Genomic DNA, 18,747 nt, shown 5'->3' with positions numbered 1-18,747 from the left:
AAAAAAACGATTAAACAGGTAATGAAAAGATATTTAATTCTATTACTATTAAGTTTCCAAGGGCTTATGGCTCAAGTACAATTTGAAGCCAGAGTAAGCAAAACTACGCTTGGTTTAAACGAAAGACTTCGAATTGACTTCATTATGAACGTTGATGGAGATAACTTTGTTCAGCCTTCATTTGATGGTTTTCGAATTGTTGCAGGTCCAAGCCAACAAATTAGTCAATCATGGGTAAACGGAAAAAGTTCATTCGAAAAAGTTTATTCTTATTTTTTATTACCAAACCAAAAAGGAAGCCTTGTTATAAGACAAGCTGCAATAGAATATAACGGTCAGATATACAAAACTTCACCAATAAAAATAAATGTTACTGCAGCCGTAGCACAAGAGAGAGATCCTAATGACCCACAACAAATATCAGCAGATGATAATTTATACCTAGTCGCAGACATCTCTAAAACGACTCCATATGTAAACGAACCAATTACTGTCGTTTATAAATTATATTTCAGTAACAATATTGGTATTTCTGGTTTCAAAGAAGTAAACAAACCAAAATACAATGATTTCTGGAGTCAGAACATCGATATAAAACAACTTGTTGCTGAAGAAGGTATGTTTAAAGGCGAAAGATATCGTTATGTTGTACTTAAAAAGGCAGTATTATATCCTCAAAAATCAGGGAAATTATCTATCGAACCTTTATCATTAGACATTGATGTACAATTGCCTACCAACCGAAGAAACATGTTTGGTCAGGTTATTATTACTGAAGGAAACAAACGTGTATCTGCAGGAACTAAAACAATTTATGCAAAAGCACTTCCTGAGACTAATAAACCAGAGGGCTTTTCAGGGGCCGTTGGTCGTTTTGATTTTAAAGTAACTCCATCTAAAACAATATTAAAAAACGGAGAAAGCTTAGAGTTAGTAGTTAGTGCTACTGGTAGTGGAAACATGAAATTATTTTCTTTACCAAAACCTGTGGTACCAAATGCTTTGGAAATATACGATCCTGTACATGATGAAAAAGTAAATACAAGTCTTAGCGGTATGACAGGAAAAATTTCTGACACTTACACCATTGTTCCACAATACAAGGGAGATTATGCAATAAAACCAATGCAATTCTCTTATTTTGATTTAAATACTGGAAGCTATAAAACGATTACTTCTCCAGAAATAATGGTAAATGTTCTCGATGGTCCAACTCCTGCTGACGCAAATGTAGCATCTGGCCCAACCGCAATAAACAAAGCTCCTGGCCACGATCAATTCAAATATATCAAACTAAAAAGCAATTTCACCTCAGTGGTAAAAGATGATTTCTACGGCTCTAAGTTATATTATACATTATTGTTTTTACCATTCTTGATTTTACCAATTATTATTTTGGCTAAAAAGAAAAAAGAAGCACTAGATAGCGATATCACTGGAAACAGAATTAAAATGAATAATAAATTAGCCAAGAAATATTTATCACAAGCTAAAAAACAAATCAATAATAAAGAAGCATTTTATATTGCACTTGAAAAAGCAATGCACAATTTCTTGAAAGCTAAATTACATATTGAAACTTCAGAAATGAGCAAAGATAATATCAAAGAGCTTTTATTATCTAGAAATGCAAATCCAGCATCAGTTCAAAATTTTATTGACCTAACAGAAAACTGCGAATTTGCACGATATGCACCTGCATCTAGCGCTTCTATTCAGCAAGATTTTGATAAAGCAGTATTGATAATTTCAGAATTAGAAAAACAAATTGTTTAATGATTTTTAACCTACAAGTACGCTAAAAATTACTTTAGCTTACGCTGAATCAATGTTCACTGAGTTAAAATTCTTATTACATATCACTAAAATGAAAAATATTCTTTTATATCTATTCTTATTATTGTCTCAGCTTTTCTTTGCTCAAAATAGCTTTGAAAAAGGAAATGCTTTGTACCAAAAAGGGCAATACGAACAAGCAGTTCAAGAATATGAAAATATCATAAAAACAGAAAAACAACAATCGGCTGAATTATATTATAATTTAGGTAATTGCTATTACAAACTTAATAAAGTAGCCCCTGCAATATACAATTATGAAAAAGCTCTGGCTCTAAATCCTAATCATCCAGAGGCTTTAAACAATTTAAAATTTGCCAAGAAACTAACTATCGACGAAATAAAAGAAGTTCCTAAAGTTGGTTTTGCAAAACTCATTCGAAACTTTACAGGAATATATCATTACAATACCTGGGCATGGATCTCTGTAGCGATGGCTTCAGCATTTTTGCTTTGCTTTATTGGATATTATTTCTCCCAACGTACTCTTGCTAAAAGAGTGTATTTTATTGGTATGTTTTTAATATTACTAGCTTTACTTGTAACCTTAACAGCAGGATTTCTGGAAAAAAGTCATTTTGATAATGAAAGACCTGCTATCGTATTTGCAGAAATTGCCGAAGTACGTAGTGAGCCTCAAAAAGCAGGCTCCCCTATTATCACACTTCATGAAGGAGCAAAAGTCTACGTGAAACAGTCATTACAAAACTGGAAAAAAATAGAATTAACTGATGGAACCGAAGGCTGGATAGAATCCTCAGCTGTTAAAGAAGTAAAATAGTTTTTTAACCTATTAGTTAAATAAAAAATATAAGGCTTTCAAAAATAAGACTCTTCAGGAGTCTTATTTTTTTATTTAACCAGACACAATCCTGCCTTTTTTTGATGTAAAGAAACTCAAATGATATCAAACAGAGAATTTTAAAGCTTTGCGGTAGAAACCCAAACCAAGAAAACTTTGCGAACCTTAATTCAACACAAACAAAATCTAAATTTCTTTGCGGATCTTTGCGGTAAAAAACCCAAACCAAGAATCTTTGCGAATCTTAATTCAGTACAAACCAAATCCTATTTCTTGGCGGATCTTGGCGGTAAAAGTCCCAAACTGAAAAACTTTTCAATAAAGAAACCTAGAACTTATAAATTTTCTTAGGCGTGATACAATAATCCAATTTTACATCCCCTTCAAAAACATCTATAATTTCAGTTTCAGCTTCAAAGAAAGACAATCCTATCTTTATAGTTTCTGGCTTACATTCAGATAGAAATTTATCATAAAATCCTTTTCCATATCCTACTCTATTTCCAAAAACATCAAATGCTAAGAGAGGAACAAAGACAACATCAATTTTACTTGATGGGACTTCTAAACCATCTACAGGTTCAGGGATATTATACTCGTTCTTTTTTATTTTAGTATTATCAGTAAGCAAAAAATGAGTCATCTTTCTAGTTTCAAAGTCACTTTTAGAAATTACAACTTCTTTGTCTTTCCCTGCAAGCAAGTGCAAGATAAACTCAGTATTTACTTCATTATGTTCAACTATTGGCAAAAAAACATGAAAATAGGTTTTCTCCCAGATTGGTAACGAAAGAATACTATTAGCAATCACCAAGCTCAATTCATCAATATCAGTTTCAGAGAGCTGTTTTCTCAAATCTTTTTTCTGTAAGCGCAATTCTTTTTTAGTCATCATCATCATCGAGGTTTGTTTTGGACATATGATAAATAGCATCACCTTCGTACACAATTGGCGAATGGTTTGCATTAATAATATAACCATCATGAGGTGCTTTTACCTTTCGTTCAAACTTACCAAATGGATCGGTAATAATTGCTAAAATAGTCCCTTTTTTAACAAACTTGCCAATTGTATCGTAGTCATGCAGTAATCCAGAACATTTAGCTCGCAACCATACTGATTTTTCAATATAAATAGAAGGTTTTTCCGGAGGATCAACAACATGTCCTACATCTAACATTCCTAAATGAGTCAGTAAGCGCTTAACTCCATCAATTCCTATATTGGCAATATCATGATTGATATCCAATGATTTTCCTCCTTCAAAAAGTAGCATTTTTACTTTTAATTTTTCGCTTATACTTCTAAAAGAACCCGAAATATTTTTAGAATATAAAGTAAAAGGGGCGCTAAACACATCCGCTAAAATTTTCAAATCAGCATTATTTTCAGAAAGCCTAATCTGAGGTGCATTAAAACGACTTGCACCTCCAGCATGAAAATCGACAGCATAATCAACAATTGGCAAAACATCATTAACAATATGGAATGCAAATCGGCTTGCCAAAGATCCTTTTTTACTTCCAGGAAAAACACGGTTTAAGTCACGTCCATCAGGAAATTCACGCGCCTTATTTACAAAGCCGTACATATTTATAACTGGAATACAAATAATGGTTCCTTTTTTAGGACGATTTATTTTCTTGCTAATTATCTGGCGAACAATTTCGACACCATTTATTTCGTCACCATGAATTCCTGCCGAAAAAAGTACCACAGGCCCTTCAACCTTAGAACGTCTTACAATAACAGGAATATTAAGTTTAGTAGTAGTGTGCAATCTGGCAATTTCAACATTGATGGTTTTACTCTCACCTGGCAAAATCGATTCTCCAAAAATCACCAATGGTTTACTATTTCTCATATTCAATAATAAAAGCTAAATATAGAGATTATTATTTTGAATTCGTAAATTTGAAGTTAATTCAACATCATGCCTATGAAAATTATTTCTAAGGCACATTGTTTGAGCTTTAGAAATAAAACAGAATGCAAAAAACACCTCTCGAACTCCAAATTCAAACTTTACCAGACAATCCTGGCGTGTATCAATATTATGATAAAGATGGAAAAATATTATATGTAGGTAAAGCTAAAAATTTAAAGAAAAGAGTTTCTTCCTATTTTAATAAAATTCATGATACTGCCAAGACCAATGTTTTGGTGAAGAAAATTGCCACTATAAAACACATTGTAGTACCTACAGAAACAGATGCACTTTTATTAGAAAACAATCTTATAAAAACCTTACAGCCACGTTACAATGTTTTATTGCGTGATGACAAAAGCTACCCTTGGATTTGTATAAAAAAAGAACCTTTTTCTCGAATATTTTCTACACGCAGAATGGTCAAAGATGGTTCTGAATATTTTGGCCCCTATACCAGCTTTAAAACTGTACATACAATTTTGGACCTTATAAAAGAGCTATATCCTCTTAGAACCTGCAATTACGATTTGAGTCAGTCTAATATCAATAGCGGAAAATTCAAAGTCTGTTTAGAGTTTCATATTGGAAATTGCAAAGGTCCCTGTGAAGGATTAGAAACACTAGAAGATTACCAAAAACAAGTTGATGCAATTCGTGAAATCCTAAAAGGAAACTTCAAAGAAAGCATGAAAGATTTTAAACGTCTTATGACCCAATTGGCACAAGATTTACGTTTTGAAGAAGCGCAAAAAATAAAAGAGAAAATAGAAGTTCTCGAAAATTATCAATCACGATCAACTATTATAAATCCGAAAATCACCAACATTGATGTATTTTCGATAATTTCGGATGAAAGTGCTGCATACGTCAATTTTCTTCAAATTTCGCATGGTTCAATTATTCGTTCCCATACTTTAGAAATCAAAAAGAAACTAGACGAAACTGATGCTGAATTACTTGAACTGGCAATAATCGAACTTCGTGAACGATTTCAATTACTTTCAAAAGAGATAATTGTACCTTTTGAAGTCGATTTAGGAGAAAATATTAAAGTTACAGTTCCACAATTGGGTGATAAAAAACAAATTCTCGATTTATCAATTAGGAATGCCAAATTTTACCGCATAGAACAACTAAAGCAATTACAAATTGTAGATCCAGACCGTCATACCAAACGTATTATGGCACAAATGCAAAAAGATTTACGCCTACCTGTTGAGCCACGTCATATAGAATGTTTTGACAACTCCAACATACAAGGAACAAACCCTGTTGCTGCCTGTGTGGTTTTTAAAGATGGAAAACCAAGCAAAAAAGATTACCGCCACTTTAATGTAAAAACTGTTGAAGGTCCAGATGACTTTGCATCTATGACAGAGATTGTCTATCGTCGCTATAAAAGACTATTGGAAGAGAACGAGCCACTACCGCAATTAATAATTATTGATGGAGGAAAAGGGCAATTATCAGCTGCTTTAAAAAGTATCGACGAGCTTGGTTTACGAGGTAAAATTACAATAATAGGTATTGCTAAACGTCTTGAGGAGCTTTTTTACCCTGGAGATTCTGTACCATTATATCTAGATAAAAGATCTGAGACATTAAAGATAATTCAACAATTACGAAACGAAGCGCACCGATTCGGAATTACATTTCACCGTGACAAACGTAGCAAAGCAGCATTAAATTCATCTATCGAAAGTATTCCTGGAATTGGCGAAAAAACCATGCTGACCTTAATACAACATTTTAAAAGTGTAAAACGATTAAAATTGGTTTCAGAAAAAGAAATATCAGCTGTTGTAGGCCCATCTAAAGCAAAAAAGATAACAACATTTTACAAGAACACAACCCAAGAATAAGATCATGAGAATAGCACTTCTAAGTATTATTATATTGCTTTCATGCCACTGTTACAGTCAAAAGAACCTTGAATTTTACCAAAAAGATAAAACGCTAATAAAAATAAAAGCAATAAATGATTTTGAAAAATTAGAAATCACTAATTCAGAGAATAACAAAATACAAGTTATAGATAGTATCGAAACATCTATAACAGGCAAAGAAATGCATCTGGTGAATGAAGATTACAATTTTGATGGCTACCAAGATTTTGCTTATTATCATCTAGATGATGGAATGGGAGTTTATACAATACATCAACTTTTCATATATAACTCTGTAAACAAACAATTTAACAAATTAAAAATCCCAACAGATTACAATCCTAAATGCGATGAATTTTGCGACATCCAACTAAATAAAAAAGAAAAAACGTTTCAATCGAGTTGTCGAGGTGGTGCACGATGGCATACTGATGTATGGAAATTTGACAAAAACAAAAACCTAATTTTATTAAAGAAATAATAGTATTAAAACAAAAATGACACATAAAGTTCAATAATATTTCCGACTTTTACAAAACAAACCAGCTATTTCTATGAGCCTCACCCAGCTGTCCACTACAAACCGATTAAAAAGCTTTTTTTCTATTACAAAAAAAAGAGCTTCTAGGGTCGCTCTTATTTTGCAAGAAAAAACAGCTTTTATATACTCGCAATTTTCCATTCCTATCTGGAGCTTAAAAAAATTGGCTCTATTGTTATTATTTGGATTTACACAACACACATTTGCTCAAGACAAACTTGTTCAAGATACCCTAAAGAAAACGAAAGATGATCCTTCATATCGTCCAAAAATAGGATTAGTGTTAAGTGGTGGAGGCGCCAAAGGATTTGCACACATTGGTGTTTTAAAAGTACTGGAAGAAGCTGGAGTAAAAATAGATTTTATAGGCGGTACCAGCATGGGGTCAATAATCGGTGGTTTATACGCATCAGGATATAACGCCGCCCAGATTGATTCTATTTTCAAAAGAACCAATTTTGATGATTTAATAAATGATTACATCCCAAGATCATCTAAAAACTTTTACGAAAAAAGAAACGATGAGTTATATGCTGTAATTTTACCATTCAGTAATTTTAAAATTGGTATTCCCGAAGCCCTTTCCAAAGGAATGTACAACTATAATTTACTAAGCAGTCTTACTCGAAACGTAAGGCACATTCGAGATTTCAATAAATTACCTACTCCTTTTTTATGTATTGGAACCAACATTGAAACTGGTGAAGAAATATTGCTAAACAAAGGTAATTTAGCTCAAGCTATGATTGCAAGTGCGGCATTTCCTTCCTTATTTTCACCTGTAGAAATAGATGGAAAACTTATTGTAGACGGAGGAGTTGTAAATAATTATCCAATAAAAGAAGTTCGAAATTTAGGAGCGGATATTATCATAGGAGTCGATGTACAAGATGACTTATTAGACCGACACAAACTAAAAGATGCTACTCGTATTTTGGTACAAATTACCAATCTTCAATCTATCGATAAGATGAAGAGAAAAGTAAAAAACACCGATATTTATATCAAACCAGATATTAAAGAATATGGCGTAATCTCGTTTGATAAAGGAGAGCAAATTATCCGCAGAGGAGAAGATGCTACATTCTCGGTTTATGAAAAAATTAAAGCATTAGTTGAAAAACAAGGCTATTATAAAAAACCTGCATTAAAAGTAGCTTCAGACACACTAAAAATAAAAAACATAAACAACAATCATTTAGACAATTATACTGAAGAATACATAACAAGTAAACTACGTTTTAAAGCTGGTTCAAAAATAACCTATGCAGATCTAATAAAAGGAGTCAACAACATTAATGCTACTCAAAACTTTAGCGCCATCTCCTATTCATTAGATTCTAACGATTCTCGCGACGACTTAAATTTAGTTTTAAAAGAAAATCCAACAAAAACATATTTAAAATTTGGCTTACACTACGATGGCTTGTATAAAAGTGCAATACTAGTAAATCTAACACATAAAAAAACACTCTTTAAAAACGACATTACTTCATTAGATGTAATTTTAGGAGATAATTTTAGATATAATCTAGATTATTATATCGAGAATGGTTTTAATATTAGTTTTGGATTCAAATCAAGATTAACCCAATTTAATCGAAACATATCGAGTGAATTAAGCAATCCACTTAATAAAAACATAGATCCAAACTTAGTTAATGTTGATTTTCTTGATATTACGAATGAGGCTTATTTTCAAAGTATTTTTGTTCAGAAGTTTTTAATAGGAGGAGGAGTCGAATACAAATATTTAAAAATAAATTCTAATACATCTGTCAGTACAGATCCTAATATCGACAAAAGTAGCTACTTTAGTTTATTCGGATATATGAATTACGACAATTTCGACAATAAAGACTTCCCTAAAAGAGGGTGGGGTTTTTCGGGTAATATTCAATCTTATTTATTCTCTTCAAATTACACACAAGCATTTGAACCCTTCTCTACTGCAAAAGCCGAAATTGGCATAGCAAAAACCATATTTAATAGAGCTACAGTTGTGCTTAAAGCCAATGCAGGGCTAACTTTTGGTCAAACAAGTGTACCTTTTTTTAATTATCTATTAGGAGGATATGGCTATCAAAAATTAGATAATTTTAATTATTTCTACGGATATGACTTTTTAAGTGTTTCTGGGAATAGCCTTATAAAAACTGACATAACATTTGATTATGAGATTTTCAAAAAAAATCATATTAATTTCGCTGCAAACTTTGCAAACCTTGGTGACAATATTTTTGAAGGTGTCGAATGGATATCAGTACCCAAATACACCGGTTATGCCGTAGGTTACGGACTAGAAACAATGTTAGGCCCTATAGAAGTAAAATATTCTTGGTCACCAGAAAATACAAAAGGCTACACTTGGTTTAAAATAGGTTTTGTATTCTAATTCAGATTTTAGAAATAATTTGTGTTATAAATAATATAATGTGTAATTTTTATTAATATAAATTACGATATTTGTCATAATGAAAACAAAATGGACAGGTTTATTAGAACATCTTCAATTCCTCATCAAGAGAAATCCTGAGTAATGGTTTCGAATTGGGGTAATTGGTCAATTAGAAAATAAACTAATTATCTGTTCACACAATTCACATTTTCTAATTATCTAATTTACAAGTTATCTAATTGAAAAGCCATGCCATTATATCATAAATTAGGAAGTTTTCCTCAAAAAAGACACACCCAGTTCGAAAAACCAAACGGCGAACTTTATTATGAACAGTTATTTGGAACCGAAGGTTTCCACGGACACTCATCATTATCCTATCATGTTCACAGACCAACACAAGTAAAGGAAATTTTAAACTCTTACTCTGTTGAACCAAAAATTGCAATTGGAAAAAATATAAAGTCATTGCTTTTTAAAGGTTTTGAATTAAAGCCAGAAAATGATTTTCTTGACAGTCGCAAAGCTATGTTAGTTAACAAAGACTGCATTATAGGCTTAGCAGCTCCAAAAGAATCACTTAGAAAATATTACTACAAAAATGCCGATGCCGATGAAATGATTTTCATCCATAAAGGAAAAGGAAAATTAAGAACCATGCTAGGGAATATCCCTTTTGAATATGGAGATTATTTAATCATTCCCCGAGGTATTATTTACCAAATAGAATTCGAGACAGAAGAAAACCGACTATTTTACGTTGAATCATTCGCTCCTTTTTATACTCCAAAACGTTATAAAAATCAATCAGGTCAGCATTTAGAACATTCTCCATTTTGTGAGCGTGATTTTATATTGCCAAATGAATTAGAAACACACGACGAAAAAGGTGATTTTTTAATTAAAATCAAGAAAGAAGGCATGATTCACGAAGTTGTTTATGCCACTCATCCTTTTGATGTTGTGGGCTGGGATGGATATAATTTCCCCTATGGATTCTCGATTCATAATTTTGAACCTATAACTGGGCGTGTACACCAACCGCCACCAGTACATCAAACTTTCGAAACAGCCACTTTTGTTGTTTGTTCGTTCTGCCCAAGACTTTACGATTATCATCCAAAAGCAATTCCTGCTCCATATAATCATAGTAATATCGATTCAGATGAAGTACTATATTATGTAGACGGTGATTTTATGAGTCGCAATAACATAGAACAAGGTCATATTACTTTACATCCAAAAGGAATTCCACACGGCCCAGCGCCAGGAGCAATGGAGCGTAGTATTGGTCATAAAGAAACTCACGAATTAGCTGTAATGGTTGATACTTTCCGACCACTTATGGTAACGGAAGAAGCAATGGGTCTTGATGATGGACAGTATTACAAATCTTGGACAGAATAATTAGTCAATGTGCCAATTTGATAATTAGAAAATCTCTATTGAAATGAAAAAAGTAATCCTTAGATTACAAATTATTATCTTTACTAAATATAATAAATCATCTCGTTAACACATTATCTAATTCTCTAATTAAACAAATGACATTCAACGAAAAATACAAAGACAATACACTTTTAATAAAGACATTCAATTTTGCACTAAAAATAATTGACTACACGAATCAATTACAAGATCAAAAGAAATTTGTTATTGCAAATCAATTATTAAAAAGCGGAACATCTATTGGAGCTAATTCGAAAGAATCTCAAAATGTAGAAAGTAAAGCAGATTTTATTCATAAATTAAAAATTGCGATTAAAGAAGCAGACGAAACTGAATATTGGCTATTCTTATGTAAAGCTCATAAAGATTACCCAAACTGTAATAATTTATTAAATGATTTGTCTGAAATTTTAAAAATTTTAAACAAAATAATATCAACATCAAAAATTAGAAAATTAGAGAATTAGAGAATGTGTCAATTAGAAAATATTTTTTTTTTAATTATATCCATTTCAAGAATTATCTCATTATCTCATTTACAAATTATCTCATTATGAAAAACGTAAAATCAGTAGAATACGGATTAGAAAAAATCTTTGAAGGAGCACAAGACTTTCTTCCTTTATTAGGTACAGATTATGTAGAATTCTACGTAGGAAATGCAAAACAATCAGCACACTATTACAAAACAGCTTTTGGCTACCAATCATTAGCTTATGCAGGGCTAGAAACAGGAGTAAGAGACAAAGCATCATATGTTTTAAAACAAGACAAAATCAGAATTGTTTTAACAACACCCTTAACGCAAGACTCTCCTATTCACGAACATCTTAAAAAACATGGTGATGGTGTAAAAGTTGCTGCTCTTTGGGTTGAAGACGCCAGAAGCGCATATGAAGAAACTATAAAACGTGGCGCACGTTCGTTTATGGAACCTACTGTCGAAAAAGATGAATTTGGAGAAGTAGTACGTTCAGGAATTTACACTTACGGAGAAACAGTTCATATTTTTGTAGAAAGAAAAAATTATAATGGTGTTTTCTTACCAGGTTACAAAGAATGGAAATCAGATTATAATCCAGAACCAACAGGATTAAAATATATCGACCACATGGTAGGAAATGTAGGTTGGAATGAAATGAATACATGGGTAAAATTCTACGAAGACGTTATGGGATTCGTAAATTTCTTATCATTTGATGACAAACAAATCACTACAGAATATTCTGCTTTGATGAGTAAAGTAATGTCTAACGGGAACGGAAGAATCAAATTCCCAATCAATGAACCTGCTGAAGGAAAGAAAAAATCACAAATTGAAGAATATTTAGATTTTTATGGCGGACCAGGAATTCAACATATTGCTATCGCTACAGATGACATTATAAAAACTGTATCACAATTAAAAGCAAGAGGTGTTGAATTTTTATCAGCTCCACCACATACATATTACCAAGCAATTCCAGAACGCTTAGGAGTTCATATGGAAATGATGAAAGAAGACATCAATGAAATTGAAAAACTAGCCATTATGGTCGATGCAGACGAAGATGGATATTTGTTACAGATATTTACTAAGCCAGTTCAAGACCGTCCTACCTTATTTTTCGAGATAATTCAGAGAATGGGAGCTAAAGGATTCGGTGCAGGGAACTTCAAAGCCCTTTTTGAGTCAATTGAAAGAGAACAAGAATTGCGAGGAACGCTGTAAAAACGGTTTTTTTATGCATTATGCAAAAAAATCCTCTTTAAACTGATGCTTTTTTTGCAAATGTTATGTTAAACTGACTTTTTTACTATTATTTTTAAGGAGTTTGTATCTATCTTTGCACTCGCAAAACAGGAGGGGGTGGTTTCCTTCCTAAATTGATATAAATTTCATAATTTATAGTTTTTTGGTTAGTTAATAGCATAAAAACTCAGTCATTCCTTGACTGAGTTTTTTTGTTTTAATACATTTGGAATAGAATTTGCATTTATCTTTATAAATTGTCAAAGAAACTTATGAAAAAACTAATCCTCTCCATATTCGTCATTCTTACACTCAGCTTCGATTCCCAAAAAGAAGACGCATTCGACGTAGGCGAATGGTTCAAGTTTAGAATACATTACGGTATTATAAATGCTGGATATGCCACACTTGAAGTTAAAGAAGCTACAGTAAATAATAAAAAAGTATTCCATGCAATTGGCAAAGGATACACAACTGGTATGTCACGATTTTTCTTTAAAGTAGATGATTTATACGAAAGCTATTTTGATAAAGAAACCGGAGCCCCTTATCAATTTGTACGAAAAATAGACGAAGGCGGATACACCAAGAATCAAGAAGGTTTTTTTGCTCAAGATGGTCGAGTTCTAGTAAAAGATTACAAACACAAAACCGAAAAAACAGTCGCTGTTGGTAAAAATGTACAAGATATTATCTCTGCATTTTATTATCTAAGAAATCACCCTAATATAGACAAACTAAAATCGGGTGATTCAATAACGATTGATATGTTTTTTGACAACGAAACAACAAAATTTAAGTTAAAATTCGTAGGTCGTGAGGATATTACAACTAAATTTGGAACCGTTCCAACTATGATTTTCAAACCATTAGTACAATCGGGACGCGTTTTCAAAGAAAAAGAAAGTGTAACGCTATGGATATCAGACGACAACAATAAATTACCTGTTCGAGTAAAAGCAGAACTTGCTGTTGGCTCAATAAAAGCAGATTTAGATGCATTCAAAGGATTAAAGAATCCACTTAAAGTAAAAAAATAATGAATATCACTGATAATTCAGAATCAATTTTAAAAGAAATTGATAAAAAATACCACGCTATAAACCAAAAAACAGATGTACAATTGGAAGGTCTGCTTTGGTCAAAACCAATTACATATTGGGATTACATTCAAACTGACGCACTTTTAAATCTACAAATACAAAGAACAACACTTCCTGACGAAATGGTATTTATTATGTACCATCAAGTAAATGAATTAATATTCAAAATGATACTTTGGGAAATTGAACAAATTTCGGAGGTAGAAAACATCCAAACCGATTTTTTCAGTGAACGCCTTTCTAGAATCACACGATATTTTGATATGCTAACCAATTCATTTAGCATCATGGAAAACGGAATGGAAGTTGAACAATATATGAAATTCCGAAATACACTAACTCCAGCCAGTGGTTTTCAAAGCGCACAATATCGCCTAATAGAGTTTTCATCAACCGATGTTATCAATTTAACAGATCGCAGATACAAAGAAAGTTTTGATTCAAATACCGATTTAGAAACTAGTTTTGAGCATTTATATTGGCAGGCAGCCGGAAAAGATTACCAAACAGGAAAAAAATCATATTTACTTCAAGAATTTGAGAAAAAATACAAATCTCAATTTCTAACCCAAATGAAAGAATACCAAACCAAAAATATTTGGCAAAAATTCAAACAACTCCCAGAAAAAGATCAAAAAAACCCCACATTAGTCCAAGCAATGCGTCATTATGACCATACAGTAAACATTACTTGGGTAATGCAACATTTAAACACAGCTATAAAATACATCCTTGAGAGTGGAAAAGGAAATGGAGAAGCAACTGGAGGAAGCGATTGGCAAAAATACATGCATCCAAAATATCAACGCAGAATATTTTTTCCAGAATTATGGAGCCCAGAAGAATTAGCCAATTGGGGAAATGAAAAAGAAGTTTAATTAATAAAAAAAGGAACAGTTTGAAACAAGTAGCAGCAATTATAATAGTATTATTTTTAATAATATCATGTAATAAAAAAACGGATAAAATTGAAACTAAAACAACCAAACCAAAACCATCTAAAACTGAATTTGGATTTAATTATGCTGACTATAATGTAGTTAATGACACTATCGAAAAAGGACAAACCTTCGGAACTATAATACAAGGGCAAAACATTGGGAACAAGCAAGTTTACACTATTGTTGAACAAATAAAAGATTCGTTTAATGTTAGAAACATTCGATACCACAAACCATACACACTACTTAGATCAAAGAACAAAACAAATGATTTACAAGTTTTCATATACCAACCTGATGCACTAACTTATTATGTAATTGATTTACGAGATAGCATTGCAAAAGCATACAGAAAAATAAAACCTGTTACTCTTAAACGAAAAATAATAGGTGGTGTTTTAAAAAGCTCTTTATCAGAAACTTTAGGAAATGAGAGTGTCGAAGCTGCACTTGCAAGCCGAATTACTAAAATATTTGCTTGGTCTATTGACTTCTTTAAATTAAAAAAAGGAGATCGCTATGGTTTAATTTTCAAAGAACGCTTCATAAATGACTCTATTTACGATGGTGTAGAAGAGCTAGAAGCTGCCTTCTTTGAATATAAAGGCAAAATCGTTTACGCCTTTCCTTTTGAACAAGATACTACATCTGGAAAAACAGAATATTATGATGATCAGGGAAAGACACTTAAAAACCTATTTCTTAAGACACCTATAAAATTTAGCCGAATCACATCTAGGTTTACTAGCAACAGATTTCACCCCGTGCAACATACTTGGAAAGCACACAAAGGAACCGATTATGCTGCGCCTACAGGAACCCCAATATCTACAACAGCTGCAGGAATTGTAGAAACTACAGGTTACACCGCAGGAAATGGAAATTTTGTTAAAGTAAAACACAACGGAACGTACTCTACTCAATATTTACACATGTCGCGAATATTAGTAAAACGCGGACAGCGTGTTACACAAGGCCAAACTATTGGACTAGTAGGAAGCACAGGTTTAGCAACTGGCCCTCATGTTTGTTACCGATTCTGGAAGAACGGCGTACAAGTAGATGCTTTAAAATTAAACCTACCAACTGGAGAATCTCTAACAGGCAACAACAGAGCACGATTCTTAAAACAAATAGAACCGCTAAAAAGAGAATTAGATAGCATTGGAAATTTGTAGTTTTTATTAAAATCTCGTCTTTTAAAACAGGAAACAATGAAGAATTCTCGTCTTAAATCTATTTATAATGAAACTTTTTCAGGTTTAAAATTATTTTACAGAGATACAGACTTGCCCGACAACTTAATTTCAAACTATAGGATTGGTCAAATAATTCAGGAAAAAGGTTTTACTGATATGAGCTCTTTAAACGGAGGACTTTCTGGAAATTGTAGATATATAATTGCAAGTGCTCACGCAAAAGACTTATCTATATTCAATCCCGATTCAGTAAAAATTGGGCACTTTCTCTTGGACACAATTTCTTATTTTAAAGTATTAGACATTCAGATAATCGAAGACAAAACTCAAGTTTTTCTTTTAAATATTCCTGACAATTCACTAATACTCTTTAAAAATTCATCTTCAAACCTAGAAGAAGAAATTACTGAAAAAGCACGAGAGAAGTTTATTAACAAAAAGAACAGCCCATTAATTCCAGAACTACAAACTAAAGATTGGAAAGAAAGAACAAAAACTCCAATTGGAATGGATAGCAATGGCGAAATGTTTTTTGATGATTCTAAAATTAAAATAGAATCATCAAAAAGAATAGAAATCAATATGACTAAGAAAACAATTGAGGTAAATAAAAAACCTTGGTGGAAAATATGGTAAAACTTCACACCTAAAAAATAACAATTCGCTAAATCATATTAATTGATGAAACAAGTTCTATTAGTAGTTTATTCTATAATTGTATTAGGGTGTTCCAATCATCAAACTTTTATTTTAAATGATACCGAGGCTAACAAATATTTTGTTTCAGAATCAATCTACCATGCTATCAAAGAAAATCAGATTGATAAATCTCCTTTGATTGTAATAAATGGAGTTCCTTTTAAATACAACAAAAAACAAGATACTATATTATTACCTCTTAAGAAATCCGATATACTAAATTTAGAATTCTTAAACCAAAATAGTAGCCGTATAATATATAATGAAAAAGAAAATGCTGGCGCTATCATAATAACTGCAAGAATTAAAGGCTAACAAACATATAAATCGTTTTCGTAACTAATTGCTATATAATTGTGAAGGGTTACTCTATTAAAAACTAATTTCAGTATTTTTGTTGTTTAATAACCAAATTTTCAATTCAAACAAAAAAATGGCTTTAAACACAACAAACCCAACTGGGACTGAAGCGTGGAAAAATCTACAAAACCACTATAACGCAATTCGCGAAACTACGATACAAGAATTATTTCAACAAGATGGTGCTCGTGCTGAAAAATTCAATTTACAATGGAATGACATTCTATTAGATTATTCTAAAAATAACATCAATCAGGAAACCATCTCTCTTTTATTAGAATTAGCGAATTCAACTGGATTAAAAGATGCTATTTCTCAATATTTCAATGGAGAAACCATTAACCAGACTGAAAACAGAGCTGTTTTACATACTGCTTTACGCGCCAAACAATCAGCAGTAATAAAAGCAGATGGCGAAAATGTAATACCTGAAGTTTATAGTGTAAAAAACAAAATAAAAACATTTACTCAAGAAGTTACTTCTGGCACTAGAAAAGGATATACAGGAAAAACTTTTACTGATATTGTAAACATTGGTATCGGCGGATCAGATTTAGGCCCTGTAATGGCTGTTGAAGCTTTACAGTTTTACAAAAATCACTTAACAACCCATTTTGTTTCAAACGTAGATGGAGACCACGTTAATGAAGTTATCAAAAAACTAAACCCTGAGACAACATTATTTGTAATTGTTTCTAAAACGTTTACTACTCAAGAAACACTAACCAATTCTGAAACAATAAAAGAATGGTTCTTAAAATCGGCTAGTCAGGAAGATATTGCTAAGCATTTTGTTGCTGTATCAACTAATATTGAAAAAGTTACCGAATTCGGAATTAATCCTGATAACATTTTCCCAATGTGGGATTGGGTTGGAGGACGTTTTTCTCTATGGAGCGCAGTTGGTTTAAGCATCAGCTTAGCTGTTGGATTTGATAACTACGATGAATTATTAAATGGTGCTTATGAAATGGACGAACATTTCAAATCAGCTGAATTTGACCAAAATATTCCTGTAATATTAGCTTTATTAAGCGTTTGGTACAATAATTTTTTCGGAGCTGAAAGTGAAGCTTTAATTCCTTATACACAATACTTACAGAAACTAGCTCCTTATTTGCAACAAGCAACTATGGAAAGTAACGGAAAAAGTGTTGGTCGTGATGGAAAACCTGTAAACTACCAAACCGGAACTATTATTTGGGGAGAGCCTGGAACAAACTCACAACATGCATTTTTCCAATTAATACACCAAGGAACAAAATTAATCCCAACAGATTTTATCGGATACATAAAACCTTTATATGGTAATGAAGACCACCACGATAAACTAATGTCGAACTTCTTTGCACAAACTGAGGCTTTAATGCACGGGAAAACCAAAGAACAAGTTCAAGCCGAATTTGACAAACAAGGTATACCTGCAGACAAAGCAGCATTTTTATCACCTTTTAAAGTATTCACAGGTAACAAACCTACAAATACAATATTGATCCAAAAATTAACTCCAAAATCTCTAGGCTCATTAATTGCCTTGTATGAACACAAGATATTTACTCAAGGAGTAATATGGAATATATTCAGTTTTGACCAATGGGGGGTAGAATTAGGAAAACAATTAGCTAATTCTATACTTGAAGAAATCAATACAAAAACAGTGAAGAATCACGACAGCTCTACTTCTTTTCTACTAAATCATTTCTTAAAAATAAGTAAGCCTAAAAACTACATACCGCACAATACATAAAAGCTTACTGATTCCCATGGAATCAATAAGCTTTTTCTTATAATACTAGTTTTCAGTATATTCAGTTCATCTAAAATTAACACCACCTCGCTCTTTTCCACCAACATCCATTGCTGTTTTAAC

General features: G+C 32.1%; 16 protein-coding genes. 14 read left to right on the top strand and 2 right to left on the bottom strand.

Translation table 11 applies throughout. The features are described from left to right. Nucleotides 1–21 precede the first annotated feature (21 nt). Both EAG11_RS18920 and EAG11_RS18915 read left to right on the top strand, forming a co-directional pair. Entirely contained in the window at nt 22–1,776 is a 1,755-nt protein-coding gene (locus tag EAG11_RS18920; RefSeq protein ID WP_129540545.1) for a BatD family protein, read from the top strand. A 91-nt stretch (nt 1,777–1,867) separates the two neighbouring features. Then, nucleotides 1,868–2,617 (top strand): tetratricopeptide repeat protein, encoded by a 750-nt coding sequence (locus EAG11_RS18915; protein ID WP_129540544.1) that lies wholly within the window; start codon nt 1,868–1,870, stop codon nt 2,615–2,617. Nucleotides 2,618–2,966: 349 nt separating this feature from the next. Here EAG11_RS18915 and EAG11_RS18910 read toward each other — a convergent pair whose 3' ends face one another. After that, nucleotides 2,967–3,536, bottom strand: a complete 570-nt coding sequence (locus EAG11_RS18910; protein ID WP_164998761.1) for a 5-formyltetrahydrofolate cyclo-ligase — start codon at nt 3,534–3,536, stop codon at nt 2,967–2,969. Beyond that, nucleotides 3,523–4,503 carry a succinylglutamate desuccinylase/aspartoacylase family protein gene (locus tag EAG11_RS18905; protein ID WP_129540543.1) on the bottom strand — a complete coding sequence of 327 codons (981 nt, stop codon included), beginning with the start codon at nt 4,501–4,503 and terminating at the stop codon, nt 3,523–3,525. Before EAG11_RS18905 ends, EAG11_RS18910 begins: the two co-directional genes overlap by 14 nt. A gap of 125 nt (nt 4,504–4,628) precedes the next feature. Between EAG11_RS18905 and uvrC the strand changes: the two genes are divergently transcribed. The 12 genes from uvrC to pgi all read left to right on the top strand — a co-directional run bounded on the left by uvrC (nt 4,629) and on the right by pgi (nt 18,624). Beyond that, complete coding sequence (gene uvrC / locus EAG11_RS18900; RefSeq protein ID WP_129540542.1) at nt 4,629–6,431, top strand: excinuclease ABC subunit UvrC; 1,803 nt, start codon at nt 4,629–4,631, stop codon at nt 6,429–6,431. A 4-nt stretch (nt 6,432–6,435) separates the two neighbouring features. Beyond that, the gene (locus EAG11_RS18895) at nt 6,436–6,936 is read left to right on the top strand and encodes a hypothetical protein (protein WP_129540541.1); all 501 of its coding nucleotides are present in this window, start codon (nt 6,436–6,438) and stop codon (nt 6,934–6,936) included. A 73-nt stretch (nt 6,937–7,009) separates the two neighbouring features. Beyond that, the gene (locus EAG11_RS18890) at nt 7,010–9,391 is read left to right on the top strand and encodes a patatin-like phospholipase family protein (protein ID WP_129540540.1); all 2,382 of its coding nucleotides are present in this window, start codon (nt 7,010–7,012) and stop codon (nt 9,389–9,391) included. 252 nt (nt 9,392–9,643) lie between these two features. Further along, nucleotides 9,644–10,801, top strand: coding sequence for a homogentisate 1,2-dioxygenase (locus EAG11_RS18885; protein ID WP_129540539.1), 1,158 nt, complete (start codon nt 9,644–9,646; stop codon nt 10,799–10,801). Nucleotides 10,802–10,938: 137 nt separating this feature from the next. Next, on the top strand, nt 10,939–11,310 hold the full coding sequence (locus EAG11_RS18880; protein ID WP_129540538.1) for a four helix bundle protein: 372 nt from the start codon (nt 10,939–10,941) through the stop codon (nt 11,308–11,310). A gap of 83 nt (nt 11,311–11,393) precedes the next feature. Beyond that, entirely contained in the window at nt 11,394–12,554 is a 1,161-nt protein-coding gene (gene hppD / locus EAG11_RS18875; RefSeq protein WP_129541135.1) for a 4-hydroxyphenylpyruvate dioxygenase, read from the top strand. Nucleotides 12,555–12,847: 293 nt separating this feature from the next. Next, a complete protein-coding gene (locus EAG11_RS18870) occupies nt 12,848–13,615 on the top strand; it encodes a DUF3108 domain-containing protein (protein ID WP_129540537.1) in 768 nt (255 codons plus the stop codon). After that, on the top strand, nt 13,615–14,556 hold the full coding sequence (locus EAG11_RS18865; protein WP_164998739.1) for a tryptophan 2,3-dioxygenase family protein: 942 nt from the start codon (nt 13,615–13,617) through the stop codon (nt 14,554–14,556). Before EAG11_RS18870 ends, EAG11_RS18865 begins: the two co-directional genes overlap by 1 nt. Nucleotides 14,557–14,576: 20 nt before the next feature. Continuing rightward, nucleotides 14,577–15,797, top strand: a complete 1,221-nt coding sequence (locus EAG11_RS18860; RefSeq protein ID WP_129540536.1) for a peptidoglycan DD-metalloendopeptidase family protein — start codon at nt 14,577–14,579, stop codon at nt 15,795–15,797. Between the two features lie 36 nt (nt 15,798–15,833). Then, nucleotides 15,834–16,454: a hypothetical protein gene (locus EAG11_RS18855; RefSeq protein WP_129540535.1), complete on the top strand. Its 621-nt coding sequence runs from the start codon at nt 15,834–15,836 to the stop codon at nt 16,452–16,454. A 45-nt stretch (nt 16,455–16,499) separates the two neighbouring features. After that, nucleotides 16,500–16,832, top strand: a complete 333-nt coding sequence (locus EAG11_RS18850; protein WP_129540534.1) for a hypothetical protein — start codon at nt 16,500–16,502, stop codon at nt 16,830–16,832. Nucleotides 16,833–16,950: 118 nt separating this feature from the next. Then, nucleotides 16,951–18,624, top strand: coding sequence for a glucose-6-phosphate isomerase (gene pgi / locus EAG11_RS18845; protein WP_129540533.1), 1,674 nt, complete (start codon nt 16,951–16,953; stop codon nt 18,622–18,624). Nucleotides 18,625–18,747: the final 123 nt, after the last annotated feature.

Source organism: Flavobacterium sp. 140616W15, assembly GCF_003668995.1.
In the GTDB taxonomy this organism is placed as follows: domain Bacteria; phylum Bacteroidota; class Bacteroidia; order Flavobacteriales; family Flavobacteriaceae; genus Flavobacterium.
Note: the sequence above shows the minus strand (reverse complement) of the source record. Positions and strands in the feature narration are given on the sequence as shown.

Excerpts from the sequence above, each read along its gene's own strand:
- EAG11_RS18920 (WP_129540545.1), top strand. The coding sequence starts at position 22 with ATGAAAAGATATTTAATTCTATTACTATTAAGTTTCCAAGGGCTTATG.
- EAG11_RS18915 (WP_129540544.1), top strand. The coding sequence starts at position 1,868 with ATGAAAAATATTCTTTTATATCTATTCTTATTATTGTCTCAGCTTTTC.
- EAG11_RS18910 (WP_164998761.1), bottom strand. The coding sequence starts at position 3,536 with ATGATGATGACTAAAAAAGAATTGCGCTTACAGAAAAAAGATTTGAGA.
- EAG11_RS18905 (WP_129540543.1), bottom strand. The coding sequence starts at position 4,503 with ATGAGAAATAGTAAACCATTGGTGATTTTTGGAGAATCGATTTTGCCA.
- uvrC (WP_129540542.1), top strand. The coding sequence starts at position 4,629 with ATGCAAAAAACACCTCTCGAACTCCAAATTCAAACTTTACCAGACAAT.
- EAG11_RS18895 (WP_129540541.1), top strand. The coding sequence starts at position 6,436 with ATGAGAATAGCACTTCTAAGTATTATTATATTGCTTTCATGCCACTGT.
- EAG11_RS18890 (WP_129540540.1), top strand. The coding sequence starts at position 7,010 with ATGAGCCTCACCCAGCTGTCCACTACAAACCGATTAAAAAGCTTTTTT.
- EAG11_RS18885 (WP_129540539.1), top strand. The coding sequence starts at position 9,644 with ATGCCATTATATCATAAATTAGGAAGTTTTCCTCAAAAAAGACACACC.
- EAG11_RS18880 (WP_129540538.1), top strand. The coding sequence starts at position 10,939 with ATGACATTCAACGAAAAATACAAAGACAATACACTTTTAATAAAGACA.
- EAG11_RS18870 (WP_129540537.1), top strand. The coding sequence starts at position 12,848 with ATGAAAAAACTAATCCTCTCCATATTCGTCATTCTTACACTCAGCTTC.
- EAG11_RS18865 (WP_164998739.1), top strand. The coding sequence starts at position 13,615 with ATGAATATCACTGATAATTCAGAATCAATTTTAAAAGAAATTGATAAA.
- EAG11_RS18855 (WP_129540535.1), top strand. The coding sequence starts at position 15,834 with ATGAAGAATTCTCGTCTTAAATCTATTTATAATGAAACTTTTTCAGGT.
- EAG11_RS18850 (WP_129540534.1), top strand. The coding sequence starts at position 16,500 with ATGAAACAAGTTCTATTAGTAGTTTATTCTATAATTGTATTAGGGTGT.
- pgi (WP_129540533.1), top strand. The coding sequence starts at position 16,951 with ATGGCTTTAAACACAACAAACCCAACTGGGACTGAAGCGTGGAAAAAT.